22 protein-coding genes are annotated in these 23,915 nt (G+C 37.8%); 20 read left to right on the forward strand and 2 right to left on the reverse strand.

Going from position 1 to position 23,915, the window contains the following annotated elements:
* Positions 1 to 16: 16 nt before the first annotated feature.
* The 18 genes from HMPREF2810_RS13840 (at position 17) to holA (ending at position 20,607) form a co-directional block, all read left to right on the forward strand.
* Positions 17 to 1,282, forward strand: a complete 1,266-nt coding sequence (locus HMPREF2810_RS13840; RefSeq protein WP_002384204.1) for a voltage-gated chloride channel family protein — start codon at positions 17 to 19, stop codon at positions 1,280 to 1,282.
* Between the two features lie 49 nt (positions 1,283 to 1,331).
* Entirely contained in the window at positions 1,332 to 1,610 is a 279-nt protein-coding gene (locus HMPREF2810_RS13845; RefSeq protein WP_002356679.1) for a UPF0223 family protein, read from the forward strand.
* The gene (locus HMPREF2810_RS13850; protein ID WP_002384205.1) at positions 1,611 to 2,393 is read left to right on the forward strand and encodes an inositol monophosphatase family protein; all 783 of its coding nucleotides are present in this window, start codon (positions 1,611 to 1,613) and stop codon (positions 2,391 to 2,393) included.
* A 220-nt stretch (positions 2,394 to 2,613) separates the two neighbouring features.
* Positions 2,614 to 4,449, forward strand: coding sequence for a translational GTPase TypA (gene typA / locus HMPREF2810_RS13855; RefSeq protein ID WP_002356682.1), 1,836 nt, complete (start codon positions 2,614 to 2,616; stop codon positions 4,447 to 4,449).
* A gap of 317 nt (positions 4,450 to 4,766) precedes the next feature.
* Entirely contained in the window at positions 4,767 to 6,536 is a 1,770-nt protein-coding gene (recQ, locus tag HMPREF2810_RS13860) for a DNA helicase RecQ (protein WP_002384207.1), read from the forward strand.
* Between the two features lie 226 nt (positions 6,537 to 6,762).
* Complete coding sequence (locus HMPREF2810_RS13865; RefSeq protein ID WP_002356684.1) at positions 6,763 to 7,068, forward strand: Fpa/YlaN family protein; 306 nt, start codon at positions 6,763 to 6,765, stop codon at positions 7,066 to 7,068.
* A gap of 3 nt (positions 7,069 to 7,071) precedes the next feature.
* Positions 7,072 to 8,280 (forward strand): FtsW/RodA/SpoVE family cell cycle protein, encoded by a 1,209-nt coding sequence (locus tag HMPREF2810_RS13870; protein ID WP_010717097.1) that lies wholly within the window; start codon positions 7,072 to 7,074, stop codon positions 8,278 to 8,280.
* Between the two features lie 32 nt (positions 8,281 to 8,312).
* Complete coding sequence (locus HMPREF2810_RS13875) at positions 8,313 to 11,741, forward strand: pyruvate carboxylase (RefSeq protein WP_010815208.1); 3,429 nt, start codon at positions 8,313 to 8,315, stop codon at positions 11,739 to 11,741.
* 16 nt (positions 11,742 to 11,757) lie between these two features.
* Positions 11,758 to 12,882 (forward strand): CAP-associated domain-containing protein, encoded by a 1,125-nt coding sequence (locus HMPREF2810_RS13880; protein WP_010815207.1) that lies wholly within the window; start codon positions 11,758 to 11,760, stop codon positions 12,880 to 12,882.
* A complete protein-coding gene (locus HMPREF2810_RS13885) occupies positions 12,879 to 13,313 on the forward strand; it encodes a YlbF/YmcA family competence regulator (protein ID WP_002384211.1) in 435 nt (144 codons plus the stop codon). The genes HMPREF2810_RS13880 and HMPREF2810_RS13885 overlap by 4 nt, the downstream gene beginning before the upstream one ends.
* A complete protein-coding gene (locus HMPREF2810_RS13890; protein ID WP_002359714.1) occupies positions 13,303 to 13,653 on the forward strand; it encodes a YlbG family protein in 351 nt (116 codons plus the stop codon). The genes HMPREF2810_RS13885 and HMPREF2810_RS13890 overlap by 11 nt, the downstream gene beginning before the upstream one ends.
* A gap of 59 nt (positions 13,654 to 13,712) precedes the next feature.
* A complete protein-coding gene (rsmD, locus tag HMPREF2810_RS13895) occupies positions 13,713 to 14,306 on the forward strand; it encodes a 16S rRNA (guanine(966)-N(2))-methyltransferase RsmD (RefSeq protein WP_002414371.1) in 594 nt (197 codons plus the stop codon).
* A gap of 1 nt (position 14,307) precedes the next feature.
* Positions 14,308 to 14,799, forward strand: coding sequence for a pantetheine-phosphate adenylyltransferase (gene coaD / locus HMPREF2810_RS13900; protein WP_002356693.1), 492 nt, complete (start codon positions 14,308 to 14,310; stop codon positions 14,797 to 14,799).
* On the forward strand, positions 14,786 to 15,856 hold the full coding sequence (locus HMPREF2810_RS13905) for a SepM family pheromone-processing serine protease (RefSeq protein ID WP_002384212.1): 1,071 nt from the start codon (positions 14,786 to 14,788) through the stop codon (positions 15,854 to 15,856). Before coaD ends, HMPREF2810_RS13905 begins: the two co-directional genes overlap by 14 nt.
* Before the next feature lie 62 nt (positions 15,857 to 15,918).
* A complete protein-coding gene (locus HMPREF2810_RS13910; protein ID WP_002384213.1) occupies positions 15,919 to 16,596 on the forward strand; it encodes a helix-hairpin-helix domain-containing protein in 678 nt (225 codons plus the stop codon).
* A gap of 122 nt (positions 16,597 to 16,718) precedes the next feature.
* Positions 16,719 to 17,222: a ComE operon protein 2 gene (locus HMPREF2810_RS13915; RefSeq protein ID WP_002356697.1), complete on the forward strand. Its 504-nt coding sequence runs from the start codon at positions 16,719 to 16,721 to the stop codon at positions 17,220 to 17,222.
* Between the two features lie 34 nt (positions 17,223 to 17,256).
* Entirely contained in the window at positions 17,257 to 19,521 is a 2,265-nt protein-coding gene (locus HMPREF2810_RS13925; RefSeq protein ID WP_160747704.1) for a DNA internalization-related competence protein ComEC/Rec2, read from the forward strand.
* 57 nt (positions 19,522 to 19,578) lie between these two features.
* Positions 19,579 to 20,607, forward strand: coding sequence for a DNA polymerase III subunit delta (holA, locus tag HMPREF2810_RS13930; RefSeq protein WP_002362655.1), 1,029 nt, complete (start codon positions 19,579 to 19,581; stop codon positions 20,605 to 20,607).
* 51 nt (positions 20,608 to 20,658) lie between these two features.
* Here the strand turns inward: holA and HMPREF2810_RS13935 are convergent, their stop codons facing one another.
* Positions 20,659 to 21,600, reverse strand: coding sequence for a 2-dehydropantoate 2-reductase (locus HMPREF2810_RS13935; RefSeq protein WP_002384217.1), 942 nt, complete (start codon positions 21,598 to 21,600; stop codon positions 20,659 to 20,661).
* Positions 21,601 to 21,768: 168 nt separating this feature from the next.
* Between HMPREF2810_RS13935 and HMPREF2810_RS13940 the strand changes: the two genes are divergently transcribed.
* Complete coding sequence (locus HMPREF2810_RS13940) at positions 21,769 to 22,326, forward strand: acyl-CoA thioesterase (RefSeq protein ID WP_002382741.1); 558 nt, start codon at positions 21,769 to 21,771, stop codon at positions 22,324 to 22,326.
* 86 nt (positions 22,327 to 22,412) lie between these two features.
* On the opposite strand, the gene rpsT is transcribed toward HMPREF2810_RS13940, so the two are convergent.
* The gene (rpsT, locus tag HMPREF2810_RS13945) at positions 22,413 to 22,664 is read right to left on the reverse strand and encodes a 30S ribosomal protein S20 (RefSeq protein WP_002356703.1); all 252 of its coding nucleotides are present in this window, start codon (positions 22,662 to 22,664) and stop codon (positions 22,413 to 22,415) included.
* Between the two features lie 210 nt (positions 22,665 to 22,874).
* Here rpsT and HMPREF2810_RS13950 point away from each other — a divergent pair, with 210 nt between their 5' ends.
* Positions 22,875 to 23,909, forward strand: a complete 1,035-nt coding sequence (locus HMPREF2810_RS13950) for an inorganic phosphate transporter (protein ID WP_002356704.1) — start codon at positions 22,875 to 22,877, stop codon at positions 23,907 to 23,909.
* Positions 23,910 to 23,915: the final 6 nt, after the last annotated feature.

Genomic DNA, 23,915 nt, shown 5'->3' on the forward strand with positions numbered 1-23,915 from the left:
TAAAGGAGCATGTAAAGTGAAAAAAGAAACAAAGCAACTACTATCAATCGGCGGTTATATGGCAAAATGGTTGCTCATTACCGCAATTATTGGTTTATTTATGGGGGCGTTATCCGCCTTTTTCTTAAAGAGTCTTACCTATGTAACAGATGTTCGTTTAGCAAACCCTTGGTTACTCTTTATCCTCCCTATTAGCGGTGTCGTTTTTACGTATTTCTATACGCGTTTTGGGAAAAATGCTAGCCGAGGAAATAACTTAGTGATTGAACAAGGCAATGGCGGGGAAGAAGATATTCCCTTGCGCTTAATTCCTTTAACGTTGTTTGGCACGATTACTACGCACTTATTTGGTGGTTCTGTTGGTCGTGAAGGGACGGCGGTGCAAATGGGGGGCGCAATCGCAAATGCTGTAGGAAAAGTCTTTAAACTGTCCGCTTTGGAACGACAAGTAATTATTATTAGCGGAATTAGTGCAGGTTTTAGTTCTGTTTTTGGCACACCATTAGCGGGAACGGTTTTCGGATTAGAAGTTTTGGCGATTGGAAAAGTTCGTGCAGAGGCACTTTTCCCAAGTTTTTTTGCAGGCTTATTTGCTAATTTTGTAACTGAAAGTTTTGGTGTAACACATACGCATTATCCGATGGGCAAAATTCCGACTTGGTCAGTTGATCTATTTGTAAAATTATTTTTGGCATCGATTTGTTTTGGCTTGGCAGGTTGGGTTTTTAGTCGTTCCATTGTCTTTTTAAAAAAGACCTATGCAAATTGGTTTGCTAATGTCTACCTTCGTGCGTTTCTTGGGGCGTCCATTGTCGTTCTGTTTGTGCTCGTCTTAAACAACCAACGTTATTTAGGCTTGAGTTTACCTTTACTAGAAGATGCTTTTGCAGGCAATGCGCAGCCTTTTGATTTTGTTGGGAAATTATTCTTTACGGTGTTATCCTTGGGTGCCGGATTTCAAGGAGGAGAAGTGACGCCATTGTTTGAAATTGGGGCTACGTTAGGTAGTTCTTTGGCCCCTTTGTTACATCTGTCAATTCCTTTTTTAGCAGGTTTAGGATTTATTGGTGTTTTTTCTGGCGCCACGAATACGCCGATTGCTTGTTTCATTATGGGCATTGAACTATTTGGTAGTGAAGCGGCGGTCTATTTTTTCATGGTCTGCTTAATCAGTTTTATGTGTTCAGGAAATAGCGGTATTTATGCTTCACAACAAAGTTTGTATCGCAAAGGAACAGCAGAATATCCTCTCTTTAACGCATTAAAAAATCGACGTAAATAAGATGTTTTTTTATGAAAATATGCTAAACTAGAGAAGATGAGGTGAAGACATGAAAGACTATCAATATCCATTAGATTTAGATTGGACAACAGAGGAAATGGTGATTGTCACTAATATGTGGACAGCAGTTGAGCAAGCCAACGAAACAGGCTTGCCTGTTGACAAATTTTTAACAACTTATCAACAATTTAAAACGGTCGTTAAAAGTATCGGCGAAGAAAAACGCTTAGGTCGTGAATTTGAAAATGCTTCAGGATATTCGTTATATCGTACGCTTCAACAAGCTAAAAAACAGGGAAGCGGTAAATTAAAGCTGGGGGATGATTAGATGACTGAAACGCAAAAATTTGTTCAAACAATTCAAAGTTGGCTTTTTGAAGCAGCCGATGTGATTCGAATGAACTTGGAATCAGAGTTAACCGTTCAACAGAAAAATGGCCGCACCGATTTAGTGACAAATATGGATGAACAAACCCAAGAATTTTTAATGAATAAAATTCAAACAAATTTTCCCGAAGATCAAATTTTAGGGGAAGAAAAAGGCTACAATACTTTAAAAAGTTTTGCTGGTCGCGTGTGGATCATCGATCCGATTGATGGCACAATGAATTTCGTGATGGAAAGAGAAAATTTTTGTATTATGTTAGCTGTTTATGAAGACGGCATTGGTAAATTAGGTTTTATCTATGATGTGATGCGAGAAGAACTTTATTGGGGCGGCAAAGGGCTTGGCGTTTATCGGAATAATCAATTATTAAAAGCGCCTACTATGAAAGCCTTGGCAGATGGATTATGGGGCATGAATGCTTACATGCATGGAAAAAATATTCATCACGCAACGGAAATCGGACAAGCAAGCATGGGCGTGCGTATTAGCGGTTGTGCAGGCTTGGAAATTATCGCCATGTTAAAAGGCAACCATCATGGCTATTTATCTAATCTAAGTCCTTGGGATTATGCAGCAGGCTTAGTACTTTTGGAGGAATTCGGGTTTAAATACTCTGGTATTACAGGAAAACCATTAACTTTTACGGGTCGTGAATACTTTATTGCAGCAACTCCTGAAACCTATGATGAAGTATTTACCCGATACTTAAATGAATCGGAATAATCAAAGAAGAGCGTTGCTGAAAGGTAAGGCTCTTCCTCTTTTAAAAGAGAAAAATTTGTAAAAAAATGTCCTTGTTTTCAGAAAAAGCCGAATAATTTCTAAAACTTTCATTATTTTTGCAGGCGAAAGCCTTTTTTTAATGAAAAAAGTTTGCTATAATAAGCAGTCGGCTTTTATGGACTTAAGTAACATAAGCGTATATAGATAAGGAGCAATTAAATTGAAATACAGAGATGATATTCGTAACGTGGCAATTATCGCCCACGTTGACCATGGTAAAACAACCTTAGTAGATGAACTTTTAAAACAATCTGACACTTTAGATGGACACACACAATTACAAGAACGTGCAATGGATTCCAATGCACTTGAAAGTGAACGTGGAATTACTATCTTAGCAAAAAATACAGCCGTAGATTATAACGGTACACGTATCAACATTCTAGATACACCAGGACACGCGGACTTCGGTGGTGAAGTAGAACGTATCATGAAAATGGTAGACGGTGTTGTTTTAGTTGTCGATGCGTATGAAGGAACAATGCCTCAAACACGTTTCGTATTGAAAAAAGCATTAGAACAAAAAGTAACACCAATCGTGGTTGTTAACAAAATTGACAAACCTTCTGCTCGTCCTGAACACGTAGTAGATGAAGTTTTAGAGTTATTCATCGAATTAGGCGCAGACGACGATCAATTAGATTTCCCAGTTGTTTATGCTTCTGCTTTAAACGGAACTTCAAGTGAATCAGATGATCCAGCAGATCAAGAGCCAACAATGGCCCCAATTTTTGATAAAATTATTGAACATGTGCCAGCTCCAGTTGACAATTCAGACGAACCACTTCAATTCCAAGTCTCATTACTAGACTACAACGATTACGTTGGACGTATTGGGATTGGCCGTGTGTTCCGTGGCACAATGAAAGTCGGCGACCAAGTTGCGTTGATGAAATTAGATGGCAGCGTGAAAAATTTCCGTGTAACGAAAATTTTAGGTTTCTTTGGCCTACAACGTGTGGAAATTGATGAAGCAAAAGCGGGCGATTTAATTGCCGTTTCCGGAATGGAAGACATTTTCGTTGGGGAAACAGTTGTAGATGTTCACAATCAAGAAGCATTACCAATTCTACACATTGATGAGCCAACCTTACAAATGACTTTCTTAGTTAACAATTCTCCATTTGCGGGACGTGAAGGAAAATACATCACCGCTCGTAAAATCGAAGAACGTTTAATGGCTGAATTACAAACAGACGTATCTTTACGTGTTGATCCAATTGGCCCAGATTCTTGGACTGTATCAGGCCGTGGCGAATTGCATTTATCAATTTTAATTGAAAATATGCGTCGTGAAGGCTATGAATTACAAGTTTCTCGTCCAGAAGTTATTGAACGTGAAATTGATGGGGTTAAATGTGAACCATTTGAACGTGTTCAAATTGACACACCTGAAGAATACATGGGTAGCGTGATTGAATCCCTAAGTTTACGTAAAGGCGAAATGCAAGATATGATTAATGCCGGTAACGGACAAATGCGTTTAATCTTCTTAGCACCAGCTCGTGGCTTAATTGGTTATTCAACAGAATTCTTATCAATGACTCGTGGTTATGGTATTATGAACCACACCTTCGATCAATACTTACCAATGATTCAAGGAACGATTGGTGGCCGTCATCAAGGTGCACTAGTTTCAATCGATACTGGTAAAGCAACGACTTACTCAATTATGAGTATTGAAGAACGTGGTACAGTTTTCGTTGAACCAACGACAGAAGTTTACGAAGGAATGATTGTTGGGGAAAACAACCGCGACAACGATTTAACTGTGAACATCACAAAAGCTAAACAAATGACTAACGTTCGTTCGGCAACGAAAGACCAAACATCAGTCATTAAAAAACCGAAAAAATTAACGTTAGAAGAATCATTAGAATTCTTGAATGAAGATGAATACTGTGAAGTAACACCAGAAAGCATCCGTTTAAGAAAACAAATTCTTAACAAAAACGAACGCGAAAAAGCAAGCAAGAAAAAGAAAAAAGCTGAATAATTTTTCGACAAATAAACATTTAAACCAACTATGCTCGTTTTACTACGAAAATAGTTGGTTTTTTTGATGGCAAAAACGAATTAATGCGTATTTTAAGATAAGGTTATTTTTTTATGTGTGGATAACTACTCGTTATCCACAACAAGCAAATGTCGCTATTTTTGAAAGCTTTTGATAGCAAGCTTTCACAATTTTTCATTCTTTTTGATGTTTCACGTTAACTGGTGTTTCACGATTGTGTCTTGTTTTAACACACCTTGTTCCTGTTAGATTAGCGTGTTAAAATGACTTGTAGAACAAAGATTGGAGCGCAATAAATGAGTGCATTACAAGAATTATTAAAAGATACATTTGGCTATGATGATTTTCGGCCAGGACAAGAAACGATTATTCGTCATGTATTGCGACAAGAAAATGTCTTAGGCATTATGCCAACAGGTGGAGGCAAATCGATTTGTTATCAGTTGCCAGCCTTACTTTTGGATAATTTAACATTGGTGATTTCACCATTAATTTCTTTAATGAAAGATCAAGTAGATGCCCTGAATTTAATGGGGATTCCAGCTACATATATCAATAGTACCATTTCCTATCAAGAAATGAATCATCGTATTCAATTAGCGGTTAACAAAGAAGTCAAGCTATTGTATGTTGCGCCAGAGCGATTAGAATCTTATGATTTTCAACAGATGCTGACACATGTACCGATTGATTTATTGGCAGTAGATGAGGCACACTGTATTTCACAATGGGGGCATGATTTTCGTCCAAGCTATTTGCGTTTAGCAGAGATTATCGATCAATTTCAACAGCAACCAACTGTGATTGCACTAACAGCAACAGCAACGCCACAAGTAGCGGAGGATATTGTCAAGCAATTAAGAATTCCATCAGAAAATGAAATCAAAACAGGATTCGCTCGAGAAAATTTATCTTTTCAAGTCGTGAAGGATCAAAACAGAGACGTTTTTCTTTTGGAATATTTAAAGATGAATACTGGGCAATCAGGTATTATCTATGCAAGCACGCGGAAGGAAGTTGAACGAATTTATCATTTATTAGAAAGTAAAAAAATTGCGGCTGGGATGTATCATGGGGGCATGAGTGAACAGCTACGTAGTGAAAATCAAGAAGCGTTCTTGTATGATCAAGTGCAAGTGATGGTAGCAACAAATGCCTTTGGTATGGGGATTAATAAGAGTAATGTTCGTTTTGTCATTCACGCACAAGTACCAGGAAATATTGAATCTTATTACCAAGAAGCGGGCCGAGCTGGTCGTGACGGTCTACCTAGTGATGCTGTGTTAATGTTTGCTCCACAAGACTTGCAAATTCAACAATACTTTATTGAACAATCTGAAATGACCATTGATTATAAGCAGAAAGAGTACTTGAAATTACGGGAAATGTCACAATATGCGAATGCACAAATGTGTTTACAAAAATATATTTTACGCTATTTTGGTGAAGAAGGGACGGACTGCGGTCGCTGCTCGAATTGTCTGGATAATCGAGAATTAGTCGATATTACGGTCGATGCCCAAAAAGTCTTGTCTTGTGTAAAACGTATGGGAGAACGTTTCGGTAAGGGCTTAGTTGGTAAAGTCTTGACTGGCTCAAACGATCAAAAAATTGATCAATGGCATTTTGATCGTTTGCCAACATACGGACTAATGAAAGGCCGCACCCAAAAAGAAGTCACACAGCTGATTGATTATTTGACAGCAGAACGTTATTTAATTCCTTCTGATGGGCAATTTCCGTTGTTATCAGTCTCGACAGAAGGTGTTCAGGTGCTTTTAGGGGAACGGAAAGTCTTCCGAAAAGAAGACCAAAAAGTACGAAAAGTAGCAGTGGATGATGCCTTGTTTGAACGATTGCGCGAATTACGTATGGACATGGCTCAAGAGGCAGGTGTGCCGCCATATGTAGTCTTTTCCGATAGTACACTTAAAGAAATGTGTGAAAAATTACCGCAAACAACGATTCAATTATTGCAAATAAAAGGGGTCGGCCAAAATAAATTAGATAAATATGGTACCGCCTTTTTAGAAGTAATTAAAGAATATCAAGAGACAAAAAAATGATATAGTTTGTTATTTTATTTAAAATTAAAAGCAGAAAATAAGAAAAAAGTCTTTTAATGTATTTGTTGTTGTATTGATAAAATAAGCTTGTTATATAAAGAGATTTCTTACTTAATATATCGCTTGGTTTTAGAAAATTTCTTAAAGGAAATTTTCTGAAATCATCATGTATCTAACTGAGAATTATGTTATAATTATTTAATTAAGATAGGGAGGTTCTGTACAAATGGACGAAGGAATTTCAAAGAAATTTGCCATTCAATTATTAGAAGACGATGCAGAACGCATTAAAATGCTTATTCGTAATCAAAAAAACAGTTTGTGCATTTCTCAATGTAAAGCATTTGAAGAAGTGGTGGATACACAAATGTATGGTTTTTCAAGACAAGTGACCTATGCGACCCGTTTGGGGATTTTAACTAATGATGAAGGACATCGTTTACTAAGTGATTTAGAACGCGAATTGAATCAATTATATACAGATGTTTATGAAGAAACACAAGAAAAAAACGAGATTGGCAAGGAGGGTTAAGCTTTGCCAAACAAAGTAAAGAAACGGCATTTGCTAGACTATAGTATTTTTATTCCATATTTAATTTTAAGTATCGTGGGATTGATTATGGTATATAGTTCCACATCCGCATTACAAGTAATGAAAGGTTTTTCACCTACCTCATTCGTTATTAACCAGGTTGCCTTTTGGGTAGTAGGGTTAGTTGCAATGTTTTTTATTTATAAGATGAAAACATCCGTTTTCCAGAATCGAAGTTTTATCATGTTTGCCATTGCAGTAATTACGGTTATGGTTTTAGCCGTTCGGATTCCTGGTATCGGGAAAGAAATTAACGGCGCACGTGGTTGGATTGAGATTGGTGGATTTTCGATGCAACCAGCTGAGTATTTAAAAATTATGGTTGTCTGGTATCTGTCTTATATTTTAGCACGGCGACAAAAGACAATTAATGGAGGTATGGATCAATTTAAACAAGCTGCCGGGCGCCCATTGATGCTCGTTTTTGTATTAATTGCTCTAGTTGCAATCCAGCCTGACTTCGGGAATGCGGCCATTCTAACATTAATTACCATCGTGATGGTTTTAGCAAGTGGGATTAATTATATGTATACCTACTTGGTCGGTGGCTTGGGCATTTTAGGTAGTATCACGGCTATTCAGTTATTAATTATGTCTAAAGGAAAAATTTTCCCAGCGCGTTATCAATATATTTATAATCGTTTTGCTGTTTTTAAAAATCCATTTTTAGATGAACGGAACTTAGGCCATCAGTTAGCTAATTCTTATTATGCAATCAGTAACGGCGGCTGGTTTGGCAAAGGTCTAGGGAATAGTGTTCAGAAAAAAGGCTTTTTACCAGAAGCACATACGGACTTTATCTTTGCGATTACTTTAGAAGAGTTAGGCATTATCGGTGGTCTAGCGATTTTAGGATTGTTGATGTTTATGATTGCGCGAATTATTTTAGTCGGTGTACGCTCGAAGAAACCTTTTAATTCACTAATGTGTATTGGAATTGGTACAATGTTATTAATTCAAGTCTTTATTAATGTTGGTGGGATTACTGGGATTATTCCATTAACAGGAATTACTTTCCCGTTCTTGAGTCAAGGTGGGAATAGTTTGCTGATTATTTCGATTGCTGTGGCCTTTGTCCTGAATATCAGTGCAGATGAAACACGTCAGAAATTAGAAAAGGAGTACTATTTATCTTTAGAACAGAACCAATAAATTTGAAGGAAATTGATGGTAGGAGTGACGTTATGAAAAAGGTATTAGTTGCCAATCGTGGCGAAATTGCGATTCGAATTTTTAGAGCTTGTACAGAATTAGATATCCAGACAGTAGCGATTTATGCTGCAGAAGATGAGTATTCTGTTCATCGTTTCAAAGCAGATGAAGCATATTTAGTTGGTAAGGGGAAAAAACCAATTGAAGCCTATTTAGACATTGAAAATATTATCCAAATTGCCAAAAAATCGGGAGCAGATGCCATTCATCCTGGTTATGGCTTTTTATCAGAGAACTTACGCTTCGCCGAACGTTGTGAAGAAGAAGGAATCATTTTTGTTGGACCTAAAACACACCATTTAGATATTTTTGGCGATAAAATTAAAGCGAAAGAAGCAGCTGTAGCTGCGGGGATTGCTTCGATTCCAGGCTCAGATGGGCCAGTAGCAACGGTGGAAGAGGTCGTAGCTTTTGGTGAAACGCATGGCTTTCCTATCATGATTAAAGCTGCTTTAGGTGGCGGCGGTCGCGGGATGCGCGTTGCCCACGATGCCAAAGAAGCACGAGAAGGTTACGAAAGAGCAAAAAGTGAAGCGAAAGCAGCCTTTGGTTCTGACGAGGTTTATGTTGAAAAGTATATTTCTAATCCTAAACATATCGAAGTACAAATTTTAGGCGATCATCATGGGAATGTCTTGCATTTATTTGAACGTGATTGTTCCGTTCAACGACGCCACCAAAAAGTGGTAGAAGTCGCACCATGTGTATCAATGAATGAAGAACAACGAGCAGCCATTTGTTCGGCTGCTGTACAGTTAATGGCGCATGTCGGCTACGTGAATGCGGGAACGGTTGAGTTTTTAGTAGAAGGGGATCAGTTTTATTTTATTGAAGTGAATCCTCGTGTTCAGGTAGAACATACTATCACAGAAATGATTACAGATATTGATATTGTGATCTCTCAATTACAAATTGCACAAGGGCTTGATTTGCATAAAGATATGCATTTGCCAAAACAAAACGAATTGACATTAAAAGGCGCGGCTATTCAATGTCGGATTACGACTGAAGATCCCCTGAACCAGTTTATGCCAGACACAGGGAAAATCGATACGTATCGTTCACCAGGTGGTTTTGGTGTGCGTTTAGATGTAGGGAATGCTTATTCTGGCTACGCTGTGACGCCCTACTTTGATTCTTTATTGGTTAAAGTCTGTACGCATGGTTTCTCTTTTGAACAGGCAATCAGTAAAATGCAACGCTGCTTAAAAGAATTTCGGATTCGTGGCGTGAAAACAAATATTCCGTTTTTACAAAATGTTGTGAGCTATCCAGCGTTTCAATCTGGCGAAGCCAAAACAACCTTTATTGATAATACACCTGAATTATTTGAATTTCCTCGTATGCGCGATCGTGGCAATAAAACGATGAAATACATTGGAGAAGTAACGGTCAATGGGTTCCCTGGCATTGAACGAACGGAGAAAAAATATTTTGAAGCCCCGCGCGTGCCGACAGATATTGAAGTTCCAGAAAAAGTGATCACAGCTAAAAATATTCTAGACGCTCAAGGAGCAACCGCCGTCATCGATTGGGTTAAGAATCAAGAAAGTGTGTTAATGACAGATACCACGTTCCGTGATGCGCACCAAAGTTTATTAGCTACTCGTGTGAGAACACAAGATTTTAAAGCAATTGCTGGTCTAACTGATGCAGCCCTGCCTGAGCTGTTTTCTAGTGAAATGTGGGGTGGCGCTACGTTCGATGTTGCCTATCGCTTCTTAACCGAAGACCCATGGCAACGTTTAAGAAAAATTCGTCAGTTGATGCCAAACACACTTTTACAAATGCTGTTCAGAGGATCTAATGCGGTAGGCTATCAAAATTATCCTGATAATGTTATTGAAGAATTTATTAAAGAATCCGCTCGCCAAGGAGTCGATGTTTTCCGAATTTTTGATAGCTTAAACTGGATTCCTCAAATGGAAAAAAGTATTCAAGTCGTTCGGGATACCGGAAAAATTGCGGAAGCAGCAATTTGTTATACTGGGGACATCAATGATCCAGCCCGAGCAAAATATAATGTTCAATATTACCTTGATATGGCTAAAGAATTGGAAAATTTAGGGGCACAAATCATTGCGATTAAAGATATGGCTGGCTTATTGAAACCACAAGCTGCTTATCGTTTAATTAGTGAATTAAAGGCAGCCACGGATTTACCAATTCATCTCCATACCCACGATACTAGTGGCAATGGGATCATCACTTATTCAGCAGCTACTAAAGCAGGCGTTGATATTGTTGACGTCGCAATGAGTGCGATGAGTGGCGCAACTAGCCAGCCAAGTATGAACAGTCTATATTATGCTTTAGTCAATGGTGAACGGACGCCAACTATTAACATTGATAATGCACAGAAAATCAATCATTATTGGGAAGATGTGCGCATGTATTATCAACCATTTGAAAATGGGTTAAATGCCCCGCAAACAGAAGTCTATATGCATGAAATGCCTGGTGGGCAATACTCTAATCTACAGCAGCAAGCAAAAGCGGTAGGCTTAGGGCACCGTTGGGATGAAATCAAAAAAATGTATCACACAGTGAATTTGATGTTTGGCGATATTGTAAAAGTGACGCCATCTTCAAAAGTCGTGGGAGACATGGCACTCTTCATGGTTCAAAATCATCTGACAGAACAAGATGTTTATGTGCGTGGCGAAGAACTAAGTTTTCCTGAATCCGTTGTGACTTTTTTCCAAGGTGATTTAGGTCAACCAGTTGGTGGGTTCCCGAAAGAGCTGCAACGAATTATTCTAAAAGGTCGACCAGCCTTCACAGAGCGGCCAGGTGACTTAGCAGCACCTGTTGATTTTGCGAAAGTACAAGAAGAATTAGCCGAAAAAATTGGGTATCAACCTAAATTGGAAGAAGTTTTAAGTTATTTAATGTATCCACAAGTATTTTTAGAGTATCGTCAAAAATACGAAACCTTTGGAGATATAACCTTATTAGATACGCCAACATTCTTTAATGGTATTCGTCAAGGAGAGACATTGGAAGTTCAAATTGAACGAGGAAAAACGTTAATTATTCGTTTAGATGAAATTGGCGAACCTGATATTGACGGAAACCGTGTCTTGTTCTTCAATTTGAATGGGCAACGTCGTGAGGTTTTAGTTAAAGATGCCTCCATTAAGTCTGCTGTTCAAGTAAAACAAAAGGCAGAACCAACTAATAAAGAACAAATCGGCGCAACGATGTCTGGTTCTGTTCTACAAGTATTGGTCAAACGTGGCGATAAAGTAGAAAAAGGTCAGCCGTTGCTGATTACAGAAGCCATGAAAATGGAAACGACTATCGAAGCACGTTTTGCGGGCACGGTTGATCACATTTATGTTGAAGAAGGCGAAGCAATCAGCTCAGGTGATTTGTTATTAGAAGTGAAAGAAAAATAAGATGAGAGGGGAAAAAATGAAGCGATTTTGGGCCTTTACTGCTGTTTTTTTAACAGTTCTACTCATCGGATATTTAGAGCCAGTTTTTTTCCCTGCTGAAAAACCAACCGAAACAGCTCAAAGTGGGCGCTTATCCAGCGCTCACACCGCTGTTCCTCATGAAGAATTGCCAGCTTCTGGCTACGCAGCATACATAGGGAAAGATGTGGAAACCTTTATCCGCCAGTTTGGCAATCCTAAAGAAAAAATTAAAACAGGTCGTACGTATGAATTATGGACGTTCGGTTTGACGATGAATGATTACTTAGAAGTCAACGTTCGAGAAAATAAAGTCATCGCAATTAAGGCCTTTAACAATGACAAAATGATAGAACCGTTTAAAATAGATATGAAGCTTGCTGACTTGTCTGATTTAATGACGATTTATTCGAATTTTGCATTTAATTTTCATCATGAAGCTTACGATGTCGAGCTGATGGAAGAAGATATGAACTATCGACCACTGGTTGCTTTTGATAATGGCAGTTTTGCAGTGTTATTTTTTAATCAGCGGACAGGCGGTTTAATGGCAGTTAATTATGTCAATAAAGAAACGTTGCTCACGGAAATGCCGTATCAATTAAATGAAGGTTCTCCTTTGCCAGTTGATATAACGCAGTCAATGACCTTCGATCCTGTTCAAAGTAACCAAGCGATTTATGTCATGAATCTGGTTAAACAGCAAGAAAGTCAAGCTGCTTTTTCAGTTTCTACACAAAGCCAAAAAGATGCCCAAACATTGTATCAAACGATGGCTAACCATACTCCAACAATTTTGTCGGCAAATCGACAAGCAGAATTGTTACAAACGAGAGAGGAACATACAGCCATTCATCCCTTTCATTTGACTAAGGACGAATTTTCTTTAGTAGTTAAAACGAGCAAACTTTCGTTGAGAGAACCAGCAGGTATATTCCAAGAACCTGTTTATGATAGTACCTTTACTATTTTGTCATGGTTTTCGGACCCGCAATATGATAGCTATTTTGCTGAGTCAGAAACGACAGAATTGGGCGTTGCCTTTTCCAATGAAGGTGTGTTAGTCTTATTAGAGAAACGACCAGAAAATAGGCAAATCACGGAGAGTAGTGAAAAGTTATGATTGTGACAGAACATTTATTTGCAATTGAAGATCAAACAGAATGTTTAATTTCAGCACTTTTAGAAAGTGATGCTGTTCAAAACTATAAAGAAGCAAAAAAAGCTATGTATGCTTCGGCGGAAGTTGCTCAGTTACAAAAAGCATTTTTAGAAGCTAAGTCAGCCTTTGAACGAGTAGAAGCTTATGGAATTCATGCACCCGATTTTCGGGAGAAACAACGAGCCCTACGTAAAGCGAAGCGGGCGCTTGATTTAAATGAAATCGTTGCAAATTATCGTTTTGCTGAGACAAACGTTCAAACGTTGCTAGATACAATTGGTTTAAAGATTGCGCAACTAATTTCTGAAGATATTAAAGTAGATGCTGGAAATCCTTTCTTTGAACGAGGAAAGAAACATTCAGGTTGTGGAGGAAGCTGCCATGCAAGCTAAAGAAGAAAAAGAATTTACGCTTCAAGAGCGTCGTTGCCTAATTGTTTGGGTATACACATTAAAACCGTTAAAACAGTTACGCCGATATGGACTGATTCACTATGTTTCACGAAAAATGAAATATGTGGTGATTTACATGAATGAAGAAAATATTGAAAGTAACATGGAAAAAATTAATCAGTTACATTTTGTTCGTAGTGTCGATAAATCGTATCGACCAGATGTCGAAATGAATTTTGCTGAAAAAATTGGTACCAAAGCGGCTTATCAAGAACAAGAAGACGACGGCTATGTAGTAGAGGAATTATCTACAGAGATTCGCTTAGCAGAGAATGTCTAATGCAAAAGAGTGAGAAATGTTATGAGAAATTTCAAACATTTTTCACTCTTTTTGTTATAATGAATTATAAAAGAATGATTGATAAAGGAGTCGAAACAATGCGTGTTATTTCTGGAGAATATGGTGGCCGGCGTCTGAAAGCGTTAGATGGCGACAATACTAGGCCCACAACAGATAAAGTAAAAGAATCTATTTTTAATATGATTGGTCCATATTTCGATGGTGGAATGGCGCTGGATTTATATTCAGGAAGTGGCGGGTTAGCGATTGAAGCCGTTTCTCGTGGAATGGACAAAAGTATTTGTATTGAAAAGAATTTTGCTGCACTAAAAGTAATTAAAGAAAATATTGCGATTACAAAAGAACCAGAAAAATTTGAAGTTAGAAAAATGGATGCTAATCGTGCCTTAGAACAGTTTTATGAAGAGAAGCTACAATTTGATTTGGTCTTATTGGATCCGCCCTATGCCAAACAAGAAATTGTTTCACAATTAGAAAAGATGTTAGAACGGCAGTTATTAACAAACGAAGCCGTTATCGTTTGTGAAACAGATAAAACTGTCAAATTACCGGAAACGATTGGTACACTAGAAAAAACAAGAGAAACCGTTTACGGAATCACTCAAGTAACGATTTATCGTCAGGAGGCGTAAGATGCGTAAAATTGCTCTATTTCCCGGAAGTTTTGATCCGATGACAAATGGTCATTTAAATTTGATTGAACGCAGTGCGAAGTTATTTGACGAAGTCATTATTGGCGTTTTTATAAATACAAGTAAGCAAACATTATTTACGCCAGAAGAGAAAAAATATTTAATTGAAGAAGCAACTAAAGAAATGCCAAATGTGCGTGTTATCATGCAAGAAACCCAGTTAACTGTGGAAAGTGCAAAATCATTAGGGGCTAATTTTTTGATTCGTGGCATTAGAAACGTCAAAGACTACGAGTACGAGAAAGACATTGCTAAAATGAATCAACATCTGGCGCCAGAAATTGAAACGGTTTTTCTATTAGCAGAAGAACCATATGCACATGTAAGCTCCAGTTTACTAAAAGAAGTTTTACGTTTTGGAGGCGATGTGTCTGACTATCTTCCTCCCAATATTTATCATGCGTTAAAACAAAAGAAGAATGACTGGAGCTAAAATAATGAATAAAAAAACAGAAAAATTTTCGTTTAAATCACTCATTCCAATGGTATTGGCATTGCTGCTAATTGGTTTGTTTATCGTCCCAATTCCTTATTATATTGAAGGACCAGGAACGACAGAAAATTTAAAAGAGTTTGTAACTGTTGATGGAAAAAAAGATACGCAGTCAGGTGCTTTTTATTTAACAACGGTGGGCATTCGTTCGGCCACTATTTTTTCTGCCATAAAAGCAAACTTTTCGGATTTTCAAGAAGTCATGTCCAAAAAAGAATTAATGGGAGATAGTAGTAATAGCGAATATAATCGAATTCAACAATATTATATGGATTCCTCAAAAAACGCCGCAATTGAGCAAGCCTTAAAATTAGCGAAGGTTCCATATGAGATGAAATTTAAAGGTGTCTATGTGTTAGCGATGGAAGACAACTCAAGTTTTAAAGGAAAAATTGAAGTTGGCGATACCGTGACAGGCGTGGATGGTAAATCTTTTAAAAGCAGTGAAGAATTAATGAATTACATTAAAGCACAAAAAGTGAATCAAAAAGTCACTGTTCAATTTATTCAAGATGGCAAAGCAAAAGAAGCGACCGGCAAATTAATTGAATTGCCAACAGATAAAAAAGCGGGGATTGGTATTGGTTTGACTGATCATACTGAAATTGATTCTTCTATCCCAGTATCTATTGAAGCGGGTGATATTGGTGGGCCATCGGCTGGGTTAATGTTTACTTTGCAGACCTATGAACAATTAAGTCATAAAGATTTACGTAAAGGTCATGAAATTGCTGGAACAGGTACGATGAACAGTCAAGGAATCGTTGGTAGAATCGGAGGCATTGACAAAAAAGTTGTAACTGCCAGTGAGAACGGTGCAGAAATTTTCTTTGCACCCGATGATGAAATAACTTCAGAAATGAAAAAAGTTGAGCCGAAAATCAAATCGAATTATCAAGAAGCACAAGAAGCTGCGAGAAAAATTGGGACAAAAATGAAAATTGTCCCAGTAAAAACGGTTCAAGATGCCTTGAACTATCTAGAAAAATTAAAATAAAAGTGTGCCTGGGCCAAAAATTACTAGTGATTTTTGGTCCAGGCGCATTTTTTTGTTAAAAAATGCGTAATTATATTTTGAAGGGAGGACAAACGATGGATTGGTTGAAACAGTTACCTAAAAAGTGGCTATTGCTAGGTAGTGGCGCGTCTATAGTTATTTTGATAACTCTATTAGTGGGCATTTATTTGATGGTTAATAAGGAGCCACGTGTAGACACCACAATGTGGGAGGAGACAAGTCTGACCACTATGGCAGAGTTCGCCACAGATGCCACAAAAGAAAGGGCAGAAACAATGATCTATGTTGATATTAAAGGCGCAGTGAAAGTACCAGGAATCTATCAACTAAAAAATCAGCAGCGGATTTGGGATGCTTTAGCTTTAGCTGGAGGCGTGAGCGAGGAAGCTGATACTACCCAGGTCAATTACGCTCAAAAAGTAAAAGATCAAATGATTATTTACGTGCCCAAAAAAGGAGAACCAGTGCCACAGTCATTAGAAACGCTGCAGGAATCAGCACCTGCTCAGCAAAATCAGGAGGAAAAAATCAACCTTAATAGGGCAACAGAAGCAGAGCTACAAACGATTTCAGGAATCGGTGCGAAAAAAGCACAAGAGATTATTCGCTTTCGTGACGAACAAGGACCGTTTAAAACCGTCGAGGAACTGAAAAATGTTCCAGGTATTGGAGAGAAAACAGTAGAACGTTTAAAAGACATGTTGACAGTGACTGGCTAACTTTTAACAGAAAATTCCTGAGAATTCTTGACTATGGGATGCGGATAACATACTATTTGTAATAAGATTAAATGATTTGGCAAATCGAACACAGGAGTCATTAAAAATAAAGGAGGTTTATTATGGAACGAATTCCATGGGACCAATATTTTATGGGACAAAGCGTCTTATTATCATTAAGAAGTACTTGCACACGGTTAACTGTCGGAGCAACCATTGTTCGCGACAAACGAATTATTGCAGGAGGTTACAATGGTTCAGTCAGTGGCGGAACGCATTGTATTGATGAAGGATGCTATGTTGTTGATAATCATTGCGTTCGAACAATCCACGCAGAAATGAATGCAATTTTACAATGTGCGAAGTTTGGCGTCCCTACAGAAGGGGCAGAAATTTATGTGACACATTTCCCTTGCCTGCAATGTACAAAGATGATTTTACAAGCAGGGATTAAAAAGATTTATTATTTAAAGGATTACCGTAATGATGCGTACGCCCTAAATTTAATTGAACAAGTAGGAGCCACGGTTGAAAAAGTGACTTTAGTACCAAAATATTTTGCCGAATTACAATGGGGAGAAGAATTTGCCACACTTGAGGACAATCCTTCCTCAGCTGAGGAATAATTGGTTCTTCATAGCTCTGCTGACTAGTTGTGGGCTGTGGTGTTTTTTCGCACCTAGTCTATTAGGAGCTCTTCTTTTTTCTATCACTGTTATCCATATTGTCTGTACAAAAAGTTTTCCTGTTATATTGGGAGGTTTTTTGTGCAGTTTTTTAATAGTAGGGGGCATATTGATTTTCCAGTGGTTAAAGCCAGTCTCTTTGTTGCCTAAAGAAGTCCGCTTGTCAGGACAGCTAACGATATTACCAGATGAAATACAAGTAGATGGTGATCAAGTAAAATTTCCTGCCAATTGGATCGTAAAAGGCAAAAGGCAGAAAGTGATGGCATTTTATCAATTAAAAAGTGTGAAAGAAAAACAGCAATGGCAACAACTAACCACAACCATTCAGGCAACCGCTGTAGGTATTTTAGACTCGCCCCAAGGTCAAACCAACAAAAATGGCTTCAATTATCAACTATTTTTAAAGAATCAAGGAATCGAAGCTATTTTATTCATTGAGGAGATAGGACAACCGCGTCCTTTTTTTTCTTGGCGGTTTAAAGAAATCATTAGCGGCTGGCGGAAATGGGCGATGGTACATATTCAGAAAAATTTTGCTGAGACTAGTGCAATGTATATGAATGCGTTGCTCTTAGGTTTTCGTAATGAAGAATTTGCTGAAATAAGCGATAAATTTTCAGCATTAGGCATTTTGCATCTTTTTAGTTTGTCAGGGATGCATGTTTCTTTTTTCCTTCGTTTATTTCGCTTACTAATGCTAAGAATTGCTCGCCGAACGCAAGAAAGTTATTTTTTGTGGCAATGCGGTTTTTCACTGATATATGCTGGTTTAACAGGATTCTCAGTTAGTGTCATGCGGGCGCTTTTACAAACAAACCTCAATACGTTCAATCGACGGTTTAATTGGCAGGTTCCGGCCCTCGATTGTTGGAGTTTAACTCTCTTAGTGCACTTGATTGTTCAGCCAACCCTCTTTTTTTCAGTCGGCGGTCAATTTAGTTACTTACTTTCTTTTGTTCTGCTGTTTTTAGAGCAAACATTGGTTGGTTATTCTTCGCCTTTCATTAAAAATTGTTTAGGCTCTTTCCTATTGGCTGTGGCTTCCTTACCTATTTTAGTCCAATCATTTTATGAATGGCCCTTGTTAGGAAGTTTCTTAACATTTTTCTTGTTACCAATTTTTGAACGGTTCTTGTTACCGCTTTTGACGTTGAGCTTTTTTCTAGTGATTATTATGCCAGCACGCTATTTAGCAGTCTTGCTCGAACCACTATTTTTAACAATGAATGGCTTATTTGAGTGGGTGCTAGTTCACTTAAATCCGAAGCTGACCATCGGCTATTTAAATTCTTGGATACAAATTAGTTTGTTATTACTAATCGGACTTTCAATGATTTATTTAGCAGACAAGTCTAAAAAAATTTTTTTCTCAATCGGACTACTAATTGTTTTGATAAATAGTAAATACCTTTCGCCAATTGGCATTGTTGCAATGATCGATGTAGGCCAAGGGGATAGTTTGTTTATCCAAGCGCCTTTTCACAGAAAAAATACATTGATCGATACAGGTGGTCGGTTGTCTTTTGACAAAGAAGCTTGGCGGCAACGGAAAAATAGTCGATCAGGAGCGGAATATTCAGTGATTCCTTTTCTCAAAAGTCAAGGAGTCAAACGTTTAGATGAAGTGATCATCACACACGCACATGAAGACCATTTTGGCGATTTATTAGCCATTGCGCAGAAGGTTCCAATTTCTGTTCTGTATTTTCCTAAAGGAGCAGCTGAAGCCAATTTTTCGTTTCGCCAAGTCTTGAAACAACTCCAAAAAAGCGGGACAGACTGTCGGCCAATTTTAGCGCCCAAGCGAATTAATGGGCCCGTTTCTTTTCAAATTTTATCACCAAATAAGAGCAGTATTGGGGGCAATAATGACTCGATAGTGTTTTCCACACAATTAGGCGGACGGCATTTTTTATTTACTGGTGACTTGGAAGCCGAAGGAGAAGAACAAGTGTTGGCTCGCTATCCCCAGTTGAAAATCGACATCTTGAAAGTCAGTCATCATGGTAGTAAAACGTCGTCTACTAAAAGATTTATCAAACAGCTTAATCCGCGAGAAGCATTGATTTCAGCTGGACTGAATAATCGTTTTAAACATCCTCATCAGGAGACATTAGCGACGCTGGAGGAGCAAAAAATAAATTATTATCGGACCGATCTTCAAGGAATGATTTATTATCAATGGTTACCTTGGCAAGGGCTTTCTAAAGCCAAATTTGTTAAAGAACAAGACTAGTATTTCCAGAAGTAACATGATAGGATAAACAAGAGAAACGAGAAAAGGAGCGAGCCAATGGAGTTACAAAAAGCTTTGAAAGAAGTGCGAGAGCAAAAAATCGCTCCAGTGTATTTATTAATAGGAACAGAACTTTATTTAACTGAATTATTTAAAACAACATTGATGAAAGAATTGTTGACGGAAGAGGATGATCAATTTAACTTTTTCTCATTTGATATGGAGGAAACACCTTTAAGTGCAGCGATTGCTGAAGCGGAAACAATTCCGTTTTTTGGTGATTATCGCCTTGTCTTTGTGGAAAATCCTTACTTTTTAACTGCCGAAAGAAAAACAAACGGTGTGGAACATGATGTCAATCTTTTATTGAATTATTTGGAAAGTCCATCACCAACAACTGTTCTTGTTTTTATGGCCTCTTATGAAAAATTAGATGAACGAAAAAAAATTACCAAAGCATTGAAAAAAAATGCCACAGTAGTTGATGTCAATCCAATGGATGAAAAGGCTATTCGTCAGTACATTTCTCAAACGATTGAGAGCGAAGGGTACACTATTCGCTCCGATGCTTTTGATTTATTACTTCAATTGACAGACTTGAACTTATCAAAAATTATGGGAGAATTACAGAAGCTGTATTTATATGCCCTTGAGACGAAGACAATTACACGAGGTGCGGTTCAAGAATTAGTCCCTAAGTCTTTGGAACATAATGTTTTTGATTTAACCAACGAAGTACTTTCTGGAAACAGTGAAAAAGCTGTTCAATTGTATGAAGATTTACTTTTACAAGGAGAAGAAACCATTAAGTTAAATGCAATCTTATTGAATCAGATTCGCCTTTTTCTACAAACAAAAATTTTGGCTAAGATGGGCTATCAACAAGCGAATATTGCTGATACATTAAAGGTTCATCCTTATCGAGTCAAGTTAGCGTTACAACAAGTCCGACGATTTGAATTGTCTCGATTAGAAAGACTTTATGATGAATTAGTTGAAAATGATTACCGCATGAAAACGGGCCAAATGGATAAAGAATTACTATTCCAATTATTTATTTTAAAATTGACTGCGCAAGCAAAATAAGAAAGTGCCAGAGACAATCGTCATTCAACGATTGTCTCTGGCACTTTCTTATTATTTAGCTCCTAATAGTTCTTCTTTTCCGTGAACAAGCTGTGTCAACATGGCACAGAAAGGTGTTGCTACGTTGTATTTTTGTCCTTTGCGCCAAACAGCACCATTAATGTAATCAATTTCTGTGAGACGATGATTTTTAATTAAATCTTGATACATAGACGGATAGTGCAAGCCAATACCGTTTGGATCATAAGTTTGAGCAATATGTGTATAGACTTCTGCTTGATCTAAATGAATGGCTTCTTTTTCTGCGACTGCTGCAAATTCACTGATTAATGTTTTAACAAGGGATTCACTAACAGATAGTGCGCCAAATTCGGCAATATTACAATCAAGGATTGTACACAAACCGTTTAGCGTGCCATTGACACAGGCTTTCCGCCAAATAGAGTAGCGAACATTGCTACTATAGCTTGGATTTAAACCAGCTTGTTGGAAGACATCAACGACTTCTAAAGCAAATTCTTTACCAGAAGGATCAATATTTTCTAATTCAATTTCGCCATCACCTAAAAGTTTAACACGTCCCGGTCCTTCTAAACCAGCTGTCCACATGGTAATGCCAACCAAGATGTTTTCTTTTGGTACATATTTTTCTAGTACATCTTCATGACCTAAGCCATTTAATAAACATAGTACATACGTTTTTTCAGTAATCATTGGTTGAATCGCTTTAAACATTGCATCTAATTGTTGTGCTTTAGTTAAAGCGATAATTAAATCTACTTGTTCATTTTGATGGTCAATTTCTTCTGGTGAGAAGATTGGTAAGTTCGCGACAACTTCTTCTCCGTTAAAATCAGCGATTAAACCATTTTTACGAATGGCTTCAATGTGCGCGGGCCATTGATCGATTAAAGTTACATCATTTCCGCCTTGATGCAACATAATTCCTAAACGGCTGCCCATAGCGCCGGCACCAGCAATTGCAATTTTCATGTGTATCCATCTCCTTAAAAGTTCTTTAACCGTTATTATTATACAGCAACTTTCCTAAAAATGAATAAATGGGACTTGCAAATTTGTTATTTTTTAAATGTTTCCTAAAAAGTAAGGATTGCATCAAATGGTAAAGTAAGCTAAAGTAAAGCGTGGAAAAGTTTATAAATGAAAGTAGAGGAATCGTTAATGACGAAAGAAAAATTTTGTCGAGAATCACGAGTGATTCAAACACATCGTGTATTTCCCTTTGATTTAAATCCCTTTGGTGCACTATTTGGTGGGAAATTAATGTCTTTAATTGATGACGCCGCATCCATTTCCGTTTCACGACATTGTCGGAGAGGGGCAGTTACAGCATCTTTAGATAACTTGAATTTTTTAAAACCTTTAAAAGAAAATCACTCAGTGTGTGTTGAAACGTTTGTTTCTGGCGTGCATCATAAATCGATGGAAGTATTTGTTAAAGTTGTAGGAGAAGATTTAACAACTGGAGAGCGTTATTTAGCGGCGACTTGTTTTACAACTTTTGTAGCCATTCCGTCTCATATGAATCCTGAAAGTGACTTCCAATTAGCGGCAGTCGTCCCAGAAACTGCAGAAGAAAAGTTGATTTGTTCCAATTATGAAACGAGACGACAACAACGTTTAGCTTTGCGAGAAGAGACTAAATTATTTAGTCAACATCTCACAACAGATTTACCGTGGATTGATTCACCTTTATAAAAAAATGTCCGAGTCTTTGTGAAAACAGACTTGGACATTTTTTGATGAAAAAAGAAGCTAACATGAATGCTAACTTCTATCTCACATTATTTAGCTAATTTGCTTAAACGAATTTTATCGCGGTTAGCTTTGTTTTTATGGATTAAACCTTTAGTTGCAGCCATATCAACAGCTTTAACAGCTTCGTTGTATAAAGCATCGACGTTATCAGCTCCAGCAGCTACAGCTTCTTCAAATTTCTTGATTGCTGTACGCATTGCGTTTGTTTGAGATGAATTTTTCGCATTCGCGTTAGCACTTGTACGTACGCGTTTGATTGCAGATTCGATATTTGGCATTTGTTTCACCTCCGATGATTTAGGTTTTACACTGGTCAGCCAATGTAATTCAACAGTAATCATTATACCTAATCCATTGTTCCATTGCAATAAAAGACGACAAGTTTTTTTCCTTAACAGACAATTTCAAGAAAAAAATAAGAAAATTTGCCAGAGCCTTAAGAAAAAAGCATACATTTTTTTTAAAACATGCTATGATAAAATAGATAAATGAAAAATGGTGGTGTCTTTGTGAGTATTGCATTATTGGTAACGATTACTTTGGTAATGGGTGTAATTTTTGTTAACGGTTGGACGGATGCGCCGAACGCAATTGCAACCGCTGTCTCGACTCGGGTGTTAAAACCGAATGTCGCAATTTGGATGGCTGTTGTGATGAACTTTTTAGGTGCATTAGTCATGACCTTTTTTAATGCCCAAGTAGCTGAAACGATTAGCAACATTGTTAGTTTTGACGCAAATGGAAACGCTTCACAGGTGGCTTTGGCTGCTTCGCTTTTTTCAATTGTGGTTTGGGCAGTTGCTGCGTGGTATTTTGGTATTCCCACAAGTGAAAGCCATGCGTTAATTGCCGGTTTGACTGGTTCGGCTATGGCATTAGGTGGTTTGGGTGCAGTCAATGGCTCGGAATGGATCAAAGTGCTTGTTGGTCTAGTTGTTTCTACCGTTATGGGCTTTGGCGGCGGTTATTTGATTGCCAAACTTGTTGTGAAAGCTTTCTCGGCTGTGCCTAGAAGAAAAGCCAACAAATTTTTTACAGTAGGGCAAGCCTTTGGTGCAGGAGCTAATGCTTTTTTACATGGTGCGCAAGATGGGCAAAAATTTATGGGCGTGTTCATGTTAGTACTTTTTTATAATAATTTAGTCGAAAAAACAGGTGGCGGTTTTGTGATTCCGTTATGGGTTATGGTTCTGTGTTCCATTACAATGGGCATTGGAACTTCTGTGGGCGGCATGAGAATCATTAAATCAGTCGGGATGGATATGGTAAAACTCGAACGCTATCAAGGCTTCACTGCAGATTTAAGCACGGCTATTTGTTTATTTTTAGCATCGGCTTTTGGGATTCCAGTTTCAACTACTCATACAAAAACGACAGCGATTATGGGAGTAGGTGCTTCTAAGCGAATCTCAAGTGTTGACTGGCGTATCGTGAAAGAAATGCTGATAGCATGGATTTTAACTTTCCCAGGATGTGGGCTGATCGCTTATGTGATGTCAAAATTATTTATTGCAATTTTTTAAGGAGAG

This window comes from Enterococcus sp. HMSC078F03 (assembly GCF_001811595.1).
Lineage (GTDB): Bacteria > Bacillota > Bacilli > Lactobacillales > Enterococcaceae > Enterococcus > Enterococcus faecalis.

Excerpts from the sequence above, each read along its gene's own strand:
- holA (WP_002362655.1), top strand. The coding sequence starts at position 19,579 with ATGGAGTTACAAAAAGCTTTGAAAGAAGTGCGAGAGCAAAAAATCGCT.
- HMPREF2810_RS13935 (WP_002384217.1), bottom strand. The coding sequence starts at position 21,600 with ATGAAAATTGCAATTGCTGGTGCCGGCGCTATGGGCAGCCGTTTAGGA.
- HMPREF2810_RS13845 (WP_002356679.1), top strand. The coding sequence starts at position 1,332 with ATGAAAGACTATCAATATCCATTAGATTTAGATTGGACAACAGAGGAA.
- HMPREF2810_RS13915 (WP_002356697.1), top strand. The coding sequence starts at position 16,719 with ATGGAACGAATTCCATGGGACCAATATTTTATGGGACAAAGCGTCTTA.
- rsmD (WP_002414371.1), top strand. The coding sequence starts at position 13,713 with ATGAATTATAAAAGAATGATTGATAAAGGAGTCGAAACAATGCGTGTT.
- coaD (WP_002356693.1), top strand. The coding sequence starts at position 14,308 with ATGCGTAAAATTGCTCTATTTCCCGGAAGTTTTGATCCGATGACAAAT.
- HMPREF2810_RS13940 (WP_002382741.1), top strand. The coding sequence starts at position 21,769 with ATGAAAGTAGAGGAATCGTTAATGACGAAAGAAAAATTTTGTCGAGAA.
- rpsT (WP_002356703.1), bottom strand. The coding sequence starts at position 22,664 with ATGCCAAATATCGAATCTGCAATCAAACGCGTACGTACAAGTGCTAAC.
- recQ (WP_002384207.1), top strand. The coding sequence starts at position 4,767 with ATGAGTGCATTACAAGAATTATTAAAAGATACATTTGGCTATGATGAT.
- HMPREF2810_RS13885 (WP_002384211.1), top strand. The coding sequence starts at position 12,879 with ATGATTGTGACAGAACATTTATTTGCAATTGAAGATCAAACAGAATGT.
- HMPREF2810_RS13875 (WP_010815208.1), top strand. The coding sequence starts at position 8,313 with ATGAAAAAGGTATTAGTTGCCAATCGTGGCGAAATTGCGATTCGAATT.
- HMPREF2810_RS13910 (WP_002384213.1), top strand. The coding sequence starts at position 15,919 with ATGCGTAATTATATTTTGAAGGGAGGACAAACGATGGATTGGTTGAAA.
- HMPREF2810_RS13850 (WP_002384205.1), top strand. The coding sequence starts at position 1,611 with ATGACTGAAACGCAAAAATTTGTTCAAACAATTCAAAGTTGGCTTTTT.
- HMPREF2810_RS13865 (WP_002356684.1), top strand. The coding sequence starts at position 6,763 with ATGGACGAAGGAATTTCAAAGAAATTTGCCATTCAATTATTAGAAGAC.
- HMPREF2810_RS13890 (WP_002359714.1), top strand. The coding sequence starts at position 13,303 with ATGCAAGCTAAAGAAGAAAAAGAATTTACGCTTCAAGAGCGTCGTTGC.
- HMPREF2810_RS13905 (WP_002384212.1), top strand. The coding sequence starts at position 14,786 with ATGACTGGAGCTAAAATAATGAATAAAAAAACAGAAAAATTTTCGTTT.
- HMPREF2810_RS13880 (WP_010815207.1), top strand. The coding sequence starts at position 11,758 with ATGAAGCGATTTTGGGCCTTTACTGCTGTTTTTTTAACAGTTCTACTC.
- HMPREF2810_RS13950 (WP_002356704.1), top strand. The coding sequence starts at position 22,875 with ATGAAAAATGGTGGTGTCTTTGTGAGTATTGCATTATTGGTAACGATT.